The sequence below is a fragment of the Pedococcus sp. 5OH_020 genome, assembly GCF_027812955.1.
Taxonomy (GTDB): Bacteria; Actinomycetota; Actinomycetes; order Actinomycetales; family Dermatophilaceae; genus Pedococcus.
In genome coordinates this window covers 75,473-91,210 of sequence record NZ_JAPYZV010000003.1, presented here as the reverse complement: position 1 = coordinate 91,210, position 15,738 = coordinate 75,473, and the positions used below count along the sequence as shown (strand labels likewise).

The window sequence follows — 15,738 nt, the reverse complement described above, 5'->3', positions numbered from 1 at the left end:
CCGGCAGGGTCAGTGGCAGGCGTGAGCCGGCAGCGTCAGTGACCGGCCAGGGCGGGCGCCGGGGAGTCACCCGTGTCGACGTCCACGGCGGCCCCGCTGAACTGCGCGGCGTACAGCTCGGCGTACGCACCGTCGTGAGCCAGCAGGTCGGCGTGCGAACCCTTCTCCACGATGCTTCCGTCGTGCATGACGAGGATGACGTCGGCGTCACGGATGGTGGAGAGGCGGTGGGCGATGACGAAGCTCGTCCGGTCGTGGCGCAGCGCCGACATGGCCTGCTGCACGAGCAGCTCGGTGCGTGTGTCGACGGAGCTCGTCGCCTCGTCGAGGATGAGGAGGGCGGGGTCGGCCAGGAATGCGCGAGCGATGGTGATGAGCTGCTTCTCACCGGCGCTGATGTTGCCGCCCTCCGCGTCGAGCACCGTGTCGTAGCCGCCTGGGAGCGAGTGCACGAACCGGTCCACGTAGGTGGCGCGCGCCGCTGCCAGCACCTCCTCCTCGGAGGCGCCGGGGCGGCCGTAGGCGATGTTGTCCCTGATCGTGCCGCCGAAGAGCCACGTGTCCTGCAGAACCATGCCGATCTGGGAGCGCAGGGTGTGACGCGACAGCGCCGTGATATCCGTGCCGTCCAGGGTGATACGGCCGGCGTCGAGCTCGTAGAACCTCATGACGAGGTTCACGAGAGTCGTCTTCCCTGCCCCGGTCGGCCCGACGATGGCCACGGTCTGGCCCGGCTCGACCGTGAGGTCGAGGTGCTCGATCAGCGGGTGCGAAGGGTCGTACGAGAAGGACACGTCCTCGAAGGCCACCCGCCCGCGCGTTCCCTCCAGGATGGCGGGAGAGCCGGGGTCAGGACGCTGCTCCGAGGCGTCGAGGACCTCGAAAACCCTTTCGGCAGAGGCCACTCCGGACTGCAGCAGGTTGGCCATCGACGCCACCTGCGTCAGCGGCTGGGTGAACTGCCGCGAGTACTGGATGAAGGCCTGCACGTCGCCCAGGCTCATCGAGCCGCTCGCCACCCGCAGCCCACCGACCACCGCGATGACGACGTAGTTCAGGTTTCCGATGAACATCATGGTCGGCATGATGATGCCGCTGATGAACTGCGCCCCGAAGCCGGCGGCGAAGAGGTCGTCGTTCTTGGCCCGGAAGGCCTCGCGCACCTCGTGCTGACGACCGAAGACCTTGACGAGCTGATGGCCGGTGAAGGCTTCCTCCACAATGCCGTTGAGCTCCCCGGTGCTCTTCCACTGCTGGACGAAGTGCCGCTGCGAGCGCTTCCCGATCGCCGTGGTGACCAGCATCGACACGGGGATGGTCACGAGGGCGATCACGGCCAGGAGCGGGGAGATGTACAGCATCATGGCAACCATCGCCACGACCGTCAGCAGGGACGTGAGCAGCTGGCTGAGCGTCTGCTGGAGGCTCTGAGCGACGTTGTCGATGTCGTTGGTGACCCGGCTGAGGAGCTCTCCTCGCGGCTGTCCGTCGAAGTAGGGCAGGGGAAGCCGGTTGAGCTTGTCCTCGACGTCGCGACGCAGCCCGAAGACGGTCCGGTTCACGGCGCCGGTGAGGATCCACCCCATCGCCCAGGACAGCAGGCCGGCGGTCACGTAGATGGCCAGCACCAGCAGGAGCACTCGGCCCACGGCGCCGAAGTCGATCCCGGACCCCGGAACGAGGTCGTGCATCCGGGCGACCATGTCGGCGAACGTGTCGTCTCCACGAGCGCGCAGGCCCTGGACGACTTCGTCGCGGGTAGCCGTCGCGGGCAGCTGTCGGCCGACGACGCCGGCGAAGATGAGGTCCGTGGCGCGACCGAGGATCTTGGGCCCGACCGCGTTCAGCGCCACACTGGCGACGGCCAGGCCGAGCACGGCGTACAGGGAGGTGCGTTCGGGACGGAGCAGGCCCAGGAGGCGCCGCGCCGAGGGCCCGAAGTTCTGGGACTTCTCGGCCGGCACTCCGGCACCCATCATGGGTCCGTGCCGCTGGCCGGCGCGTGCGCCTGGTCCTCGGCGGGCCTCCGCGGCCTTCTCCTCGGCCGTCTTCACACCTTCGCTCATGACTGCTCGCCTCCCCACTCGCTCACGACTGCTCGCTCCCCCGCCCGCTCTGCGCCTCGATCGTTAGCCGGTGTGCGGACTCCCGTGTCCCGCCTGTGCCGCCGAGTCATGCCGCCGCCCCCTGCGCCGAACGCTGTGACTCGACGATCTCGCGGTACGTCGCGCAGCTGTCCAGCAGCTCGTCGTGCGTCCCACTGCCGACGACGGTGCCGTCCTCGAGGACGACGATGTGGTCGGCGTCGATGATGGTCGAGACCCGCTGCGCCACCACGACGACAGCAGCGTCACGCGTGACCGGCCTCAGCGCCGACCGAAGCCTCGCGTCGGTCGACAGGTCGAGGGCCGAGAAGCTGTCGTCGAAGAGGAACACCTCGGGTTTGGCCACGAGCGCACGCGCGATGGCGAGCCGCTGCCGCTGGCCGCCGGACACGTTCGTGCCGCCTTGGGCGATCGGGGAGTCCAGGCCGGCCGGCATGGCGCGGACGAAGTCGTCCGCCTGCGCGATCCGCAGCGCCTCCCACAGCTCCTCGTCGGTCGCCTCCGCATCGCCGTACCGCAGGTTCGACGCCACGGTGCCCGTGAACAGGTATGGCTTCTGGGGTACCAGCCCGATCCTGGACCACACGTCCTCCAGGGCGGCCTCCCTGACGTCGACGCCGCCGAGCAGGACGGCGCCGCCGGTGACGTCGTACAGCCGGGGCACCAGGGACAGCAACGTGGACTTGCCGGCACCCGTGCTGCCGATGACCGCGGTCGTCCGTCCCGGTTCGGCGACCAGCGAGACCCCCTGGAGCACAGGGACATCCGCGCCCGGATAGCGGAACTCGACCTCCCGCAGCTCGAGCGTCACGCCGGTGACGGGCAGCGGCGTAGGCGTGGGCGGCTCGACCACCGTCGCTCCCGTGTCCAGCACCTCGGCGACCCGGCCGGCCGAGACCGTGGCGCGAGGGATCATCATCGACATGAAGGTCGCCATCATCACCGACATGAGGATCTGCATCAGGTAGCTCATGAACGCGGTGAGCTCGCCCACCTGCATCTGGCCGCTGTCCACCCGCTTGGCTCCGAACCACAGGACGGCCACGGTGGAGGCGTTGAAGATCAGCATCACGATCGGGAAGATCATGGCCATCAGCCGCCCCACTGCCAGCGCGGTGGCCGTGTACTGAGTGTTCGCGTCCGCGAACCGCGCCCGCTCGTGGTCCTCGCGCACGAAGGCCCGCACCACGCGGATCCCGGTGATCTGCTCCCTGAGCACCCGGTTCACCCAGTCGACCGACTCCTGCATCATCCGGAAGCTCGGGATCATCTTGCGGATCACCAGAGCAACCGACAGCGCCAGGAGCGGCACGGCGACGGCGACGAGCCACGAGAGCCCGACGTCCTCACGAAGCGCCATGACGATGCCCCCCACCATCATGATCGGCGCCGAGACCATCATCGCCGCGCCCATGAACACGACCGTCTGGACCTGGGTCACGTCGTTGGTGTTCCGCGAGATCAGCGTGGGAGCGCCGAAACGTGACACCTCCTGGGCGGAGAAGTCGCCCACCTTGGCGAAGATGCCCGCACGCAGGTCGCGTCCGAGCCCCGCGGCGGATCGGGCTCCGAGGTAGGTCGCCGCGACGGTGGCGACGATCTGCACGAGGGACACGGCGAGCATCCACCCACCCGTGCGCACGATGAAACCGGTGTCCCCCTTCGCGACGCCCTCGTCGATGATCTTGCCGTTGAGGCTCGGCAGGTACAGCGAGGCGATCGTCCCCACGAGCTGCAGCGCCACGAGGACGACGACGAGGCCGCGGTACGGCCTCAGGTACTGGCGGATGATGCGGATGAGCACTACTTCTTCCCCCTGCTGGTCTTGGCTTCGCTGTCCTGCCCCGGACAAGTGCTGGTGTTCTGTCCGGGGCGAGTGCTGATGGCTTCCCCCGGACGAGTCAGTACCCCGTGCAGGATGACGTCGACGATCTCCTCGGCGCTGCTTCCTCGGCTCGCGAGCATCGGATGCACGCTGGACATCGTCATCATCCGCAGGTATCCGACGACGCTGGCGGCAGGCAGGCGCAGCCGCGTAGCGTCCTCGCCGATCAGCCTCTCGAAGTCACCGTCGATCTCGGCCGTGGCGCGCTCACGGTCGTGCAGGTGCTCACGGGCGCTCGGTCGGCCCATGGGCTGGCCCGTGGAGCTCAGCACGGTCATCAGCGTGAAGATCCCGGTGAGGTGCTGCTGCATGACCCGGACGCCGGCTGCGAGCCGGGCACGCAGCTCCAGCCGGCAGTCGATCCGGCTGAGCTGCTCATGCAGGCCGCTGGTGTCGAACGCCTTCCCGATGCACGCCTGGATCAGCTGGTCCTTACCGTCGAACACCCGGAAGATCGTGCCCTCCGCGATGCCGGCCGCCTCGGCGATCTCCCGCGTGCTGACAGCACGGCCCTTGTCCCTCAACAACGGGATGGTCACCGCGACGATGGCTGCCCGGCGGTCGTCGGGAGCCATCGCCGGGGCGCGGGGAGCCATGGGTCCAGCGTAGGTGAGTGAGCACTCACTCACAAGTGCGTTTCTGACCTGCGACGACTCGCGGAGGGTGGTCCGCGACCCGTCAGCCGCTCACTCGGACGAGGCCGCGACGACGTCAGACGAGCAGTCCGTCGGCCACCAGCCCGCGCAGCATCGGTGGGAGCTGGGCGCGGAGCACGTCGGAGTCCGTCTCGAGGAGCTCGGCGATGGCATCCACGGCCACGCCCGCCGGCAGGGTCCCGTCGCACACGCTCACCAGGGCCGCCCCTGCGGTGTCCAGGCGCACCGCCCTGCGCAGGCCACCGCCCTGCCGCAGCAGGATCACGGCGGGGTGCTCCTGCCCGGGACGCCCGTGGCGCTCCTCTGTCACGTCGTCGGCACAGCGCCACGCCACCCCGAGCAGGTCCTCGTCGCTGTGCTCGGCGAGCCACGTCCGGGCCCGCAGGCCGGCCAGGATGTGAGGCCCCATGGGAGCCGCCACCGGGCCGCTCGCCTCGTCCAGGTCCAGGAACGGCTCGCGTGGCGCGGCGGGACGCTGCAGAGTGATGACGCCGAACCCGACCGCCGTCACGCCACGCGATGCGAAGTCGTCCAGCCAGGCGGCATACATCGTGGCGAACTCGGTCGTGGCGCTGTGGTGCCCGCCGTCGCGGGCCCACGTCTCGGCATACTCCGCAGGGTCCTGGACCTCCCGCTGGACGACCCAGGCGTCCAGCCCGGTGCCGGCGACCCAGCCGCGGACGCGCTCGCGCCAGTCCGCGCCGCCCACGATCTCCCAGTTCCCCAGGAACTGGGCGATGCCACCGGGCTGCAGATGCTCACCGATCGAGCGGACGAGGTCCGCCACGACAGCGTCTCCGGCAGCGCCACCGTCGCGATACTCGAACAGCGGCATCTCTGGAGTTCGCGGGGTGATCACGAAGGGCGGGTTGCTCACGATCAGCTGGAAGCGTTCTCCTGCGAGCGGTGCGAGCATCGAGCCCTGCCTGACGTCCCAGTTGCAGCCGTTGAGGGCTGCGTTGAACCGTGCGAAGGCCAGCGCACGTCCGGAGATGTCCGTGACCGTCACCTGCGCGGCGTGGGCGCCGAGGTGCAGCGCCTGCACGCCGCTGCCGGTCCCCACGTCCAGGGCCCGGTCCACCTCGGGTCGCGGCGTCCACGACGCCAAGGTCGTCGAGGCACCGCCGATGCCGAGCACGTGGTCCTCGTGCAGCGGTGCCCGGGTGGCGATCTCCGACAGGTCCGAGGCGACCCACCAGGCCGCTCCTTCCTCGCCGTACGGCCGCAGGTCGCAGCTGGCCACCACCCCCGGGCCCTGCCCCCGCACGAGCCCGAGGCGCGTCGCTCCGTCGAGTCCGAGCGTGGGAAGGGCGCTGGACGCGTCCTCGGCGTCGACCGCGTCACCCAGGGCGAAGAGGCGGACCAGCGTCGCGACCGGGGTGCCGGCCTGCGCGGTGACCCGCTGGGCCGGGAGCACCTGCTCGCGGGCCAGGGCCCGGACCGCCAGAGGGCCCAGCAGCGCCGAGACGCTCTCGACGGTGTATGCCGACCGCTCGAGGTCCGCTCGCAGGCGGCCCAGGAGCTCGTGGTCGACCCTGGGAGGAGGCGGGCTGAGGCTCACGGCGGCACTCAGCCGTCGAGGAGCCCACCGAGGTTGAACCCGCCGCCTCCCCCACCGCCCTGGGCGACCGGAGGAGTCCACTCGCTCGGCTGCACCACGACGAACCCGGGGCCGTGGAACGCGTACTGGAACGCCTCGCCGGACCCTCCCCGCAGCATCGACCGGACGTTCATGCTGGAGACCACCTGTGGCACCAGGTTGGCGGACCAGCCCACGCAGGCCTGGACGTCGACATAGGTCGGCTGGACCGTGCAGTCGAGGATGACGGGCTGCCCCACGGTGTGGATCGCGACCGTGCCGGTGCCTTGCAGGGTGGTGTTGAACAGCCCGCCACTGAGCATGCCGGCGCCCTGCACGCGTCTGATGTCCCACTCGATGGTGGAGTCGAACGCAAGCAGGTTGCGCGCGTTGACCGACAGCGCGTCCCCCGCCAGGTCGATGAGGAACACGAAGCCCGCCTCGGAGGCGAAGAAGACGTCGCCCTCACCCGACACGCGCATCAGCGAGACGTCCTCGCCGGTGACGACCTTCTTCAACAGCTTGCCAACGCTTCCGGCCTTCTCGTGGTCGAACCTGATGCGGCCCTGGTACGAGACCATGGCGCCCTTGACGGCGAGGACGTCGCCGCCGAGGTGGACGCGCAGCATCTGGGGGTTCTGCAGTGCGAACCGCCGCTCGCTCTGGACCTCGAGGTTCGCCTGCTCGAAAAGGGGGCTCTGCATGCGGCACAGCCTAGGACGAGGCGACCGGCGCCAACCAGAGGATGGCGCCGGTCGTCGAGATGAGCGGAGGTGACGCGGTCGCGAAGCGACGAGGTCAGCGCCTCTAGCGGTTGGCCGGCTCGTCCACCGTGGTGGCAGCGTGGTCCTGCGCCGCCGTCGGCGCATCCTCGGCAGTCGTCCCGACGCGGCCGGCGTCAGGCGCCTCGAGGCCGGGGCGACGCACAGCCTCGCCGTCCTCGTCACCGCCGATGGCCAGGTCACGCGCCTTGGAGACCGCCACGGCCGCGATGACGATGACGAGGGCGGCTGCCGCGATCCCGTACCGGACGGCGCTGTTCCTGTCGTTGCCGATCGAGAGCGTGACGATGGCCGGCGCGATGAGCACCGAGACCAGGTTCATCACCTTGATCAGGGGGTTGATCGCCGGACCGGCGGTGTCCTTGAAGGGGTCGCCCACGGTGTCGCCGATGACCGTCGCAGCGTGCGCGTCGCTGCCCTTGCCGCCGTGGTGGCCGTCCTCGACGATCTTCTTCGCGTTGTCCCATGCGCCGCCGGAGTTGGCGAGGAAGACCGCCATGAGGGCGCCGGTGCCGATCGCGCCGGCGAGGAAGCCGGCGAGCGGGCCGATCCCCAACCCGAAGCCGACCGCGACGGGGGTCAGTGCCGCCAGAAGCCCCGGAGTCGCGAGCTCACGCAGCGAGTCCTTGGTGCAGATGTCCACGACCTTGCCGTACTCCGGCTTGGTGGTGCCCTCCATGATCCCCGGGATGTCGCGGAACTGACGACGGACCTCGAAGACGATCGCGCCGGCCGCGCGCGTCACCGCGTTGATGGCCAGGCCGGAGAACAGGAAGACCACCGACGCGCCCAGCAGCAGCCCCACGAGGACGCTCGGGGTGACGATCTGGAGGTCGAAGGACGTGAGCTGCCGCTGGATCTCCTTGATCTGCACGTTGCTCAGCGCACCGGACTGCGCCTGCTGCTCGAGGCCCTGCAGGATCGGCCGGTAGACCGACTGCCAGGCGTCGGAGTACGAGCCGAACAGTGCGGTGGCCGCCAGGACGGCGGTCGCGATGGCGATGCCCTTGGTGATCGCCTTGGTCGTGTTCCCGACAGCGTCGAGGTCGGTGAGGATCTGGGCGCCCTCACCGTCGACGTCGCCTGACATCTCGGCGATGCCCTGGGCGTTGTCGGAGACCGGGCCGAAGGTGTCCATCGCCACGATGACCCCGACGGTCGTCAGCAGCCCACAGCCTGCGAGGGCGATGAGGAACAGCGACAGGACGACGGAACCCCCGCCGAGCAGGAAGGCGAGGTAGACCGCGCCACCGATGATGACGGCGGTGTAGACCGCGGACTCCAGGCCGACACCGATGCCGGAGAGCACCACGGTGGCCGCGCCGGTCAGGGAGGTCCGCGCGACATCCTTCGTGGGTCGCTTGTCCGTACCGGTGAAGTACCCGGTCAGCCACAGGATGATCGCGGCCAGCACGATGCCGATGACCACCGCCAGGAGCGCCGTGCGGCGCGGGTCACCGGTCAGCACGGCGACGCTCTGGTCCGTGGAGCCGAGGGCCTTGAACGTGTCCGGCAGGTACACGAACGCGGCCACTCCCGAGAGCACGGCCGCGATGGCGGCGGAGATGTAGAAGCCGCGGTTGATCGCGCGGAGGGCGTTCTCCCCCGGGCGGACGCGGGTGATGAACACGCCCACGAGAGCAGTCACCGCACCGATGGCCGGCACGAGCAAGGGGAAGACCAGGCCGTAGGTGCCGAACGCCGCCGAGCCGAGGATCAGCGCCGCCACCAGCATCACGGCATACGACTCGAAGAGGTCGGCGGCCATCCCCGCGCAGTCGCCGACGTTGTCACCCACGTTGTCCGCGATGGTGGCGGCATTCCGCGGGTCGTCCTCCGGGATGCCTGCCTCGACCTTGCCGACCAGGTCGGCGCCCACGTCGGCCGCCTTGGTGAAGATTCCGCCGCCGACACGCATGAACATGGCCAGGAGGGCCGCGCCGAAGCCGAAGCCCTCGAGGACCTTCGGCGCGTCACCCCTGTAGAGCAGGACGACGACCGAGGCGCCGAGCAGGCCGAGCCCGACGGTGGCCATGCCGACCGTGCCGCCGGTCCGGAAGGCGATCCGCATACCGGAGTCGCGGTCCCCGTCGCGCGCGGCCGAGGCCACCCGGACGTTCGCACGGACCGCCAGGCTCATGCCGAGGTAGCCGATGAGGGCGGAGAACAGCGCGCCCACCACGAAGAAGCCGGACCGGCCCCAGCGAACGCCGGCGGTGTCGGCCGGCAGCAGCAGCAGAAGGCCGAAGACGAGCACGACGAAGACGCTGAGGGTCTTGAACTGACGGGCGAGGTACGCCTGCGCGCCCTCTTCCACGGCTGCACCGATCTCCTGCATCTTCTCGGTGCCCGGGTCGGCCGACAGCACCTGCCGACGGAAGAAGACACCCATGGCAAGCGCGACGACGGCGATGACCGCCACCGCGATCACCAGGGTGAGATTGGTGCCGTCCAGCTGCAGTCCAGCAGCGGCGGCGGGGGCAAGGCGCGACATTCCATCCTCCTCGATGGGGAACATTCGAGTGTTCGCCCACGGGCGCGACAGGTGTGACACCGGCGTGGGGACGTTGCAGGGAGGGTAACCCACGTCACATGGGTTTGTGCCCGGGGATGAGTCAGGTCACACAGAATTGGTCGTGCGTACGCGACGGCGACAGAGGTGCCGGCAGGGACGACCCCTCGTCAGGCGTTGGAGGCGGCCACTGCCTCGTCGACGGTGGGGTAGATGTGGAACACCTTGTCCAGGCCGGTGATCTTGAAGACCTTCAGGATCCGCTCCTGCGCGCTGACGATGCGCAACGTGCCGTTCTGGCCCCGGACCAGCTTCAGCCGCCCGACCAGCACCCCGAGGCCCGTGGAGTCCATGAAGCCGACCTTCTCGAGGTCGACGACGAGGTCCAGACGGCCCGCCGCCACCTGCTTGTCCAGGACTTCACGCAGCAGCGGTGCGGTGTACACGTCGATCTCGCCCTCCACGTGGACGATCGTCACTGCACCTTGTTCGCTGCTGGAGACCGACAGGTCCACGGCCGCCCTTTCGCTAGGCATCGATGACGGGCAGGCGGCTTGACCGTCTGCCCTGCGGATTACGGTAGCGGCAATGTCCACCTCAGGCCGCACCGCACCCGCCCGACGCGTCGGGTTCGACCCGGACGCCGTGCTGGCTGCGCTCGCCACGGGATCCGCCTCGCAGCGCCTGCGGCACGTGCACGAGGTCCCGGCTCGGGCGGCATCGCGGGCGCCCTGGCCGGAGTGGGTGGAGCCGTCGGTGTACGCCGCGCTGGCGGGATCCGGAGTGACCTCGCTGTGGGCTCACCAGCGGGTGGCCGCCGACCTTGCACGGTCCGGAACCCATGTGGTCATGGCGACCGGGACGGCCTCGGGCAAGAGCCTGGGGTACTTGCTGCCGGTGCTGAGCTCCCTCGTCGAGGGGGCGTCCTCCCCGACGGGTCGTGGTCACACCGCGCTGTACCTCTCTCCGACCAAGGCGCTCGCAGCGGACCAGCTGGCCCGGCTCCAGTCGCTGGCGGTGCCCTCCGTGCGGGCCGCCACGTACGACGGCGACACTCCCACTGAGGAGCGACGCTGGATCCGTGACCACGCCCAGCTCGTCCTGACCAACCCCGACCTGGTGCATCACTCGCTACTCCCCCTGCACCAGCGGTGGGCGCCGTTCCTGCGCGCGTTGCGCTTCGTCGTCATCGACGAGTGCCATGTGTACCGGGGTGTCTTCGGCTCCCACCTGGCCGCGCTGGTGCGCCGGCTGCGGCGGGTGTGTGCCCGGTACGGGTCGTACCCGACGTTCGTGCTCGCCTCGGCCACCGTGCGGGACCCCGGGCTGCATGCGTCGCGCCTCGTCGGGATGCCGGTCACCCCCGTCACGGACGACGGCTCGCCCCGGGAGGCCCTGACCTTCGCCCTGTGGGAGCCGGGGGAGGCCGGCGACGGCGCGACGCGCCGGAGTGCGACGTCCGAGGCGGCCGACCTCCTCGCCGCCCTGGTGAGCCGACGCGTGCAGACGGTGGCGTTCGCGCGGTCCCGAGCCGGCGTGGAAGGGCTGGCCGCCAGTGCACGCCGGACCCTGCTCGACCTCGACCCGTCACTGGCCCACGCCGTCGCGGCCTACCGCGGGGGGTACCTGCCGGAAGAACGGCGTGAGCTCGAACGCGCGCTTCGCGACGGGCGGCTCGTAGGCCTGGCGGCCACCAACGCCCTCGAGCTGGGGATCGACATCAGCGGGCTGGACGCCGTCCTGCTGGCCGGCTGGCCTGGCACGCGAGCATCTCTGTGGCAGCAGGCCGGTCGGGCGGGACGCGCCGGGACGAGGTCGCTGGCCATCCTCGTCGCGGCCGACGACCCCCTCGACACCTACGTCGTGAACCACCCCGAGGTGGTCTTCGGGCAGCCGGTCGAGGCGACGGTCCTCGACCCGGACAACCCCCACGTGCTCGCGCCGCACCTTGCCGCTGCGGCGGCCGAGCTCCCGCTGCGCGAGGACGACCTGGACCTGTTCGGGTCCTCGACGAGGTCGCTCCTGGACGTTCTCGTGGCAAAGGGGATCCTGCGCCGACGGCCTACGGGGTGGTTCTGGGCGAGGACCGACCGGGCCTCGGACCACGTGTCGCTGCGAGGGGCCGGCGAGGTGGTCGGCATCGTGGAGCAGCGGACCGGCCGGGTGCTCGGGACCATCGACGAGTCCTCGGCCCACTCGCAGGTGCACACGGGGGCGGTACACGTGCACCAGGGCCAGACGTATGTCGTGACGGATCTCGACCTCGACGGCGGGACCGCGACGGTGGCGCAAGGAGATCCGGGGTGGAGCACCTTCGCCCAGTCCGTCAGCGCCTTCGACATCGTGGAACCGACACGGGCCAGGACCTGGGGGCCGCTCGAGATCTCCTTCGGCACGGTACGGGTCCACACGCAGGTGACGTCCTTCCTTCGACGCCTGCCGAGCGGAGAGGTGATCGGCACGCATCCACTGGACCTGCCGCCGAGGACCCTGACCACCAAAGCGGTCTGGTGGACCATGCCGCCCGAATGGTTGGAGGCAGCAGGTGTGACACCCGACGCGGTTCCTGGAGCGGCCCATGCGGCGGAGCACGCCGGAATCGGCATGCTGCCCCTCGTAGCCACCTCCGACCGATGGGATATCGGAGGCGTCTCGACCGCGCTCCATCCGGACACCGGCCTGCCGACGATCATGGTGTACGACGGACATCCGGGTGGGGCGGGCTTCGCTGAGCGCGCCTTCGACGCGTTCGGCACCTGGGTCCGGGCGACTCGCGACACTGTCCACTCCTGTCGCTGTGAGACCGGCTGTCCCTCGTGCGTCCAGTCACCGAAGTGCGGCAATGGCAACGAGCCCCTGGACAAGGAGGGTGCGGTGCGCCTGCTGAGCGCTGTCCTGCGCGAGGAGGCAGCCGCCGCCCTCCGAAGCGACCAGGGACCGGGGACGAACCCGACATATCCCCAGGCCACGGGCTAGGGTCGAAGGTCGAAGGCGCAGAGTGCGCCAGATGTGGAGGTACCGTCGTGGTTCTGATCGGACTACTGATGATCCTGGTCGCCCTGGGAGCAGGAGTACTCCTCTTCCTCGGCACGCAGCCCATTTCCACCGCGGTCGACCTCGAGGTGGGCGGGCAGCACGTCAGCATGACTCCCTTGGCACTGCTGATAGCCGGGGCGCTCGCCATGCTGCTGCTGGTGCTGGGGCTCGCAGCCATCCGCGGAAGCCTCAGGCGCAGGCGTCGCCCGCACCGCGAGGCCAAGGAGGCTCAACGCCGCGCGGAGCTCGAGGAGAACATCCGGGCCGACGAGCGAGCCCGGGCGGAGGAGAACCACCAGAGCGCCATGGCGGACCGTGACCGGGTGCGTGAGGAGGAGTTCAGAACGAAGCTCGAGGAGCGCGAACGGGTACGCACGCAGGAGCTCGACGCGCAGCGACGGCACGACGAGGAGCGGATTCGCGCGGACGAGCGCGCCAAAGCCCAGCAGGAGCTGCGCGGGGCGGCCCTGCCAGGGGCGACCTCGAGCGGCGTCGGGCCCGCGGCGGACGTGCGTGGTGCTGGCCAGAGCCAGGCCGGCGAGCCGGTCGAGGGCTCCGAGGAGCACCTTGACCCGGTCGCCCAGCAAAGCGGCGACGCCGTGAACGTGCCCGGCGAGCGCCTCGACGAGGGCAGTGAGAGCCGCGCTGAGCACGGTCTCGACGCCCAGGCGAAGGATGATCATGCTCACGACCCGGCGCACGACCGCGCCGAGGAGCGGCTCGACGACGGCACGACCGATGCCGCTGACGACCCGGCTGACGAGTCGACGAACGATCGGGCCCTCGACCCCGGGAACGACCGTGTTGACCACGACGAGCCACGAACGGGCTTGCGGACCGTCGCGGACAAGATCATGGGACGCGGCCCTAGCGGCGACTCCGGACGCTCCTGACGTCCGAGCGTTCAGCCCGGGCCGGCACGCGCACCGGCCCGGGCTGTTCCGTGTGGCGAAGCGGGAACCGACCAGGGGACCGGGACCGTCACAGAGACCTCGGCGACTCCGTCGGCCGTGACCTGACAACGGCCGGGCCGGGCCCCGTTCGCTCCCACCACGCCGCGCGCGGTCTCGCACGGCCTCGGCGGGGCTCCGTCCGCGCTGCACGGCCACCGCGGCCGCCAGAGCGCCGAGGTCCGCGGCCGCCCTCGCGCGATGCGAGCCGATGACAGCACTGCCCAGGGCAAGGCCTCCGAGCATCAGGGCGACGAGGACGCCCACCATGCCGAGCGCGACGACCGTGCCGTGACCCGCCTCGCCCTGGCAGGTCGAGCTCACGGCTCCACCCCCTCCAGGGCGGCGACGGCTTCGCCGTGCGGCTCAGCTGTGGCGCCCAGCCAAGCAAGTCCCGGGACCGGCGCCGCGCGTACGGTCACCCTGACTGTCGTCGACGAGACGGCCGTCGTGAATGCCGCCCGCTTGGGCGCCAGACCGCGACCTCGTGCAAGGGCGGACTCAGCGGAGTCGCCTCGAGCAAGGGCGCGCGCCGTGGCGCTGGCTGCATCGACGCAGCGAACCTGGTCCATCACCGTCGACAGCGCTGATACGGCGAGCACGAGCACGAGCGTGACCGCTGGGATGGCGACTGCAAGCTCGGCGGTGACCATCCCGTCGTCACCGGCTAGCCGCCGGTGCCCAGTGCGGACGTGATCACGGAGGCCAGAGCGGCACGCACGGTCCCGGAACGCACGACAGCGAGCAGGACCGCTGCGAAAGCGCATGCCGCCAGCGTCCCCACTGCGTACTCCGCCGTGGTCATGCCTGACTCCAGCTGCCGCCGGATGGCCGAAAGCCGTCGTGCCAGTCTGCATCTCACGCTGCACTCCTTGGGTTGACCTGGGCCGCTGGCCCCTTGCAGAACAGTCCATCGGGGGTCGGCGCCTCGGCGCCATCGACCGCAGATCCGTTGTGGATGCCGCAGGTCCAGTCACAGCGGCTGTGGACCGGGGTAGGAGACTCCGCGGCGCGGACGGGGTGTCAGCGCTGGAAGACCCTGCCCGCGAGCACGATCACGATGGGCACTACGGCCGTGCACGCGAAAGCAGGCAGGAAGCCGAGGCCCAAGGGCAGGACGAGCAGGACGCCGGCCCTAGCCGCCCGACGCTCGCCGCCGCGCTCCTGCTCCTCCCGCAGACGTGCCGCCGCCTGCCACACCATGGTCGCGGGGGAGGCACCAGTGTCTTCCGCCATGCGCCAGGCGAGCGCGGCCACCTCCCAACGGGACCCGGCGAAGAGCCAGGCCTGCGCTGCCGGGCGTCCCCAGCGCAGCGCCGCCGCGGTGGCTGCCAGCTCTTGGCGTACCGAGCCTTCAGAGCAGTGTTGGACCTGTTCGATGGCGTCGGTCAAGGCGATGCCTGCTCGCAGAGCCAAGGCGAGCAGCACCAGGGCGTCGGCCACCTCCGCGCTGGCGCTTTCCTGCCGGTCACCTCGGCGCACGACGAGCCGCCGCACTGACCGGCCGGGAGGGGTCGCTCTGAAGCCGCCCGCTGGTGGAGCAGTAGCCGCGCTCGCGCGGGTCGCCTTCGGGCGGGTCGCGTGCGGACCGCCCGCACCGTGCCGGCGGGGCCAGGCCCCGGTCGCGGCCACCAGCAGGAGGGCTACCACCGCGGCGCTCACTCCGCCCGCGCCAGGATGCGGCGGCTCCACCACCACGCCGCCCCCGCCAGGACGAGTCCCGCGGCCAGGCTTGCCGTGCCGGCCCTGGTCGAGAGGTACAGCTCCCGGGGGGTGATGCCGCAGGCAACGCCCACCGCTGGACCGGTCAACGGCAGCAGGCACAGGACGACCATCGAGGCGCGCGGCCCCGCAGTGGCACTGGCAAGCCGCTCGCGACGACGCGCGTGAGCGCGAAGCACCTCGGACGCGGACGCCAAGGCGTCAGCCAGCGGAGCTCCGGTCCGCTCGGTGAGCTCCCACGCCTGTGCGACGAAGCGCAGGTCCTCGCTGCCCATGGTGACCGCGTGACGGCGCCAGACCATCGCCACGGAGCCGCCCTGTGCGGCTTCGAACGCAAGGTCCTGGACCAGCGGGCCGAGCACCGGGTGCCCGGTGAAGGCGGCGTCCGCCGCGGCCAACGCCACAACAGGAGGAACACCCGAGCGCAGTGGAGCCTCCAGCACGGCGACCAGGGCGCTCAACGACCTCTCCAGGCCAGGCCCCGCACGTCGCCGCGGTGGTCGCCGACCCC

General features: G+C 70.6%; 13 protein-coding genes. 2 read left to right on the top strand and 11 right to left on the bottom strand.

Annotation, left to right across the window (positions count from 1 at the left end; genetic code table 11):
* Nucleotides 1-35: 35 nt before the first annotated feature.
* The 7 genes from PHA84_RS06060 to PHA84_RS06030 form a co-directional block, all read right to left on the bottom strand.
* On the bottom strand, nt 36-2,066 hold the full coding sequence (locus PHA84_RS06060) for an ABC transporter ATP-binding protein (protein WP_270887204.1): 2,031 nt from the start codon (nt 2,064-2,066) through the stop codon (nt 36-38).
* Between the two features lie 106 nt (nt 2,067-2,172).
* A complete protein-coding gene (locus PHA84_RS06055) occupies nt 2,173-3,909 on the bottom strand; it encodes an ABC transporter ATP-binding protein (RefSeq protein WP_270887203.1) in 1,737 nt (578 codons plus the stop codon).
* Nucleotides 3,909-4,586: a TetR/AcrR family transcriptional regulator gene (locus PHA84_RS06050; protein ID WP_270887202.1), complete on the bottom strand. Its 678-nt coding sequence runs from the start codon at nt 4,584-4,586 to the stop codon at nt 3,909-3,911. Before PHA84_RS06050 ends, PHA84_RS06055 begins: the two co-directional genes overlap by 1 nt.
* A gap of 115 nt (nt 4,587-4,701) precedes the next feature.
* Entirely contained in the window at nt 4,702-6,207 is a 1,506-nt protein-coding gene (locus tag PHA84_RS06045) for a class I SAM-dependent methyltransferase (RefSeq protein ID WP_270887201.1), read from the bottom strand.
* Nucleotides 6,208-6,215: 8 nt separating this feature from the next.
* On the bottom strand, nt 6,216-6,929 hold the full coding sequence (locus PHA84_RS06040) for an AIM24 family protein (RefSeq protein ID WP_270887200.1): 714 nt from the start codon (nt 6,927-6,929) through the stop codon (nt 6,216-6,218).
* A 103-nt stretch (nt 6,930-7,032) separates the two neighbouring features.
* On the bottom strand, nt 7,033-9,501 hold the full coding sequence (locus PHA84_RS06035) for a sodium-translocating pyrophosphatase (protein ID WP_270887199.1): 2,469 nt from the start codon (nt 9,499-9,501) through the stop codon (nt 7,033-7,035).
* Between the two features lie 188 nt (nt 9,502-9,689).
* The gene (locus PHA84_RS06030) at nt 9,690-10,055 is read right to left on the bottom strand and encodes an anti-sigma factor antagonist (RefSeq protein ID WP_442952838.1); all 366 of its coding nucleotides are present in this window, start codon (nt 10,053-10,055) and stop codon (nt 9,690-9,692) included.
* 52 nt (nt 10,056-10,107) lie between these two features.
* On the opposite strand from PHA84_RS06030, the gene PHA84_RS06025 reads away from it, so the two are divergent.
* Together PHA84_RS06025 and PHA84_RS06020 are read left to right on the top strand one after the other, a co-directional pair.
* Complete coding sequence (locus PHA84_RS06025) at nt 10,108-12,495, top strand: DEAD/DEAH box helicase (protein ID WP_270887198.1); 2,388 nt, start codon at nt 10,108-10,110, stop codon at nt 12,493-12,495.
* A gap of 47 nt (nt 12,496-12,542) precedes the next feature.
* Nucleotides 12,543-13,448, top strand: coding sequence for a hypothetical protein (locus tag PHA84_RS06020; protein ID WP_270887197.1), 906 nt, complete (start codon nt 12,543-12,545; stop codon nt 13,446-13,448).
* Between the two features lie 377 nt (nt 13,449-13,825).
* Here PHA84_RS06020 and PHA84_RS06015 read toward each other — a convergent pair whose 3' ends face one another.
* The 4 genes from PHA84_RS06015 to PHA84_RS06000 all read right to left on the bottom strand — a co-directional run bounded on the left by PHA84_RS06015 (nt 13,826) and on the right by PHA84_RS06000 (nt 15,688).
* Nucleotides 13,826-14,158, bottom strand: coding sequence for a TadE family type IV pilus minor pilin (locus tag PHA84_RS06015; protein ID WP_270887196.1), 333 nt, complete (start codon nt 14,156-14,158; stop codon nt 13,826-13,828).
* 14 nt (nt 14,159-14,172) lie between these two features.
* Nucleotides 14,173-14,367 carry a DUF4244 domain-containing protein gene (locus PHA84_RS06010; protein ID WP_270887195.1) on the bottom strand — a complete coding sequence of 65 codons (195 nt, stop codon included), beginning with the start codon at nt 14,365-14,367 and terminating at the stop codon, nt 14,173-14,175.
* Nucleotides 14,368-14,528: 161 nt separating this feature from the next.
* Nucleotides 14,529-15,167, bottom strand: a complete 639-nt coding sequence (locus tag PHA84_RS06005; protein ID WP_270887194.1) for a type II secretion system F family protein — start codon at nt 15,165-15,167, stop codon at nt 14,529-14,531.
* Nucleotides 15,164-15,688, bottom strand: a complete 525-nt coding sequence (locus tag PHA84_RS06000) for a type II secretion system F family protein (protein ID WP_270887193.1) — start codon at nt 15,686-15,688, stop codon at nt 15,164-15,166. Before PHA84_RS06000 ends, PHA84_RS06005 begins: the two co-directional genes overlap by 4 nt.
* Nucleotides 15,689-15,738: the final 50 nt, after the last annotated feature.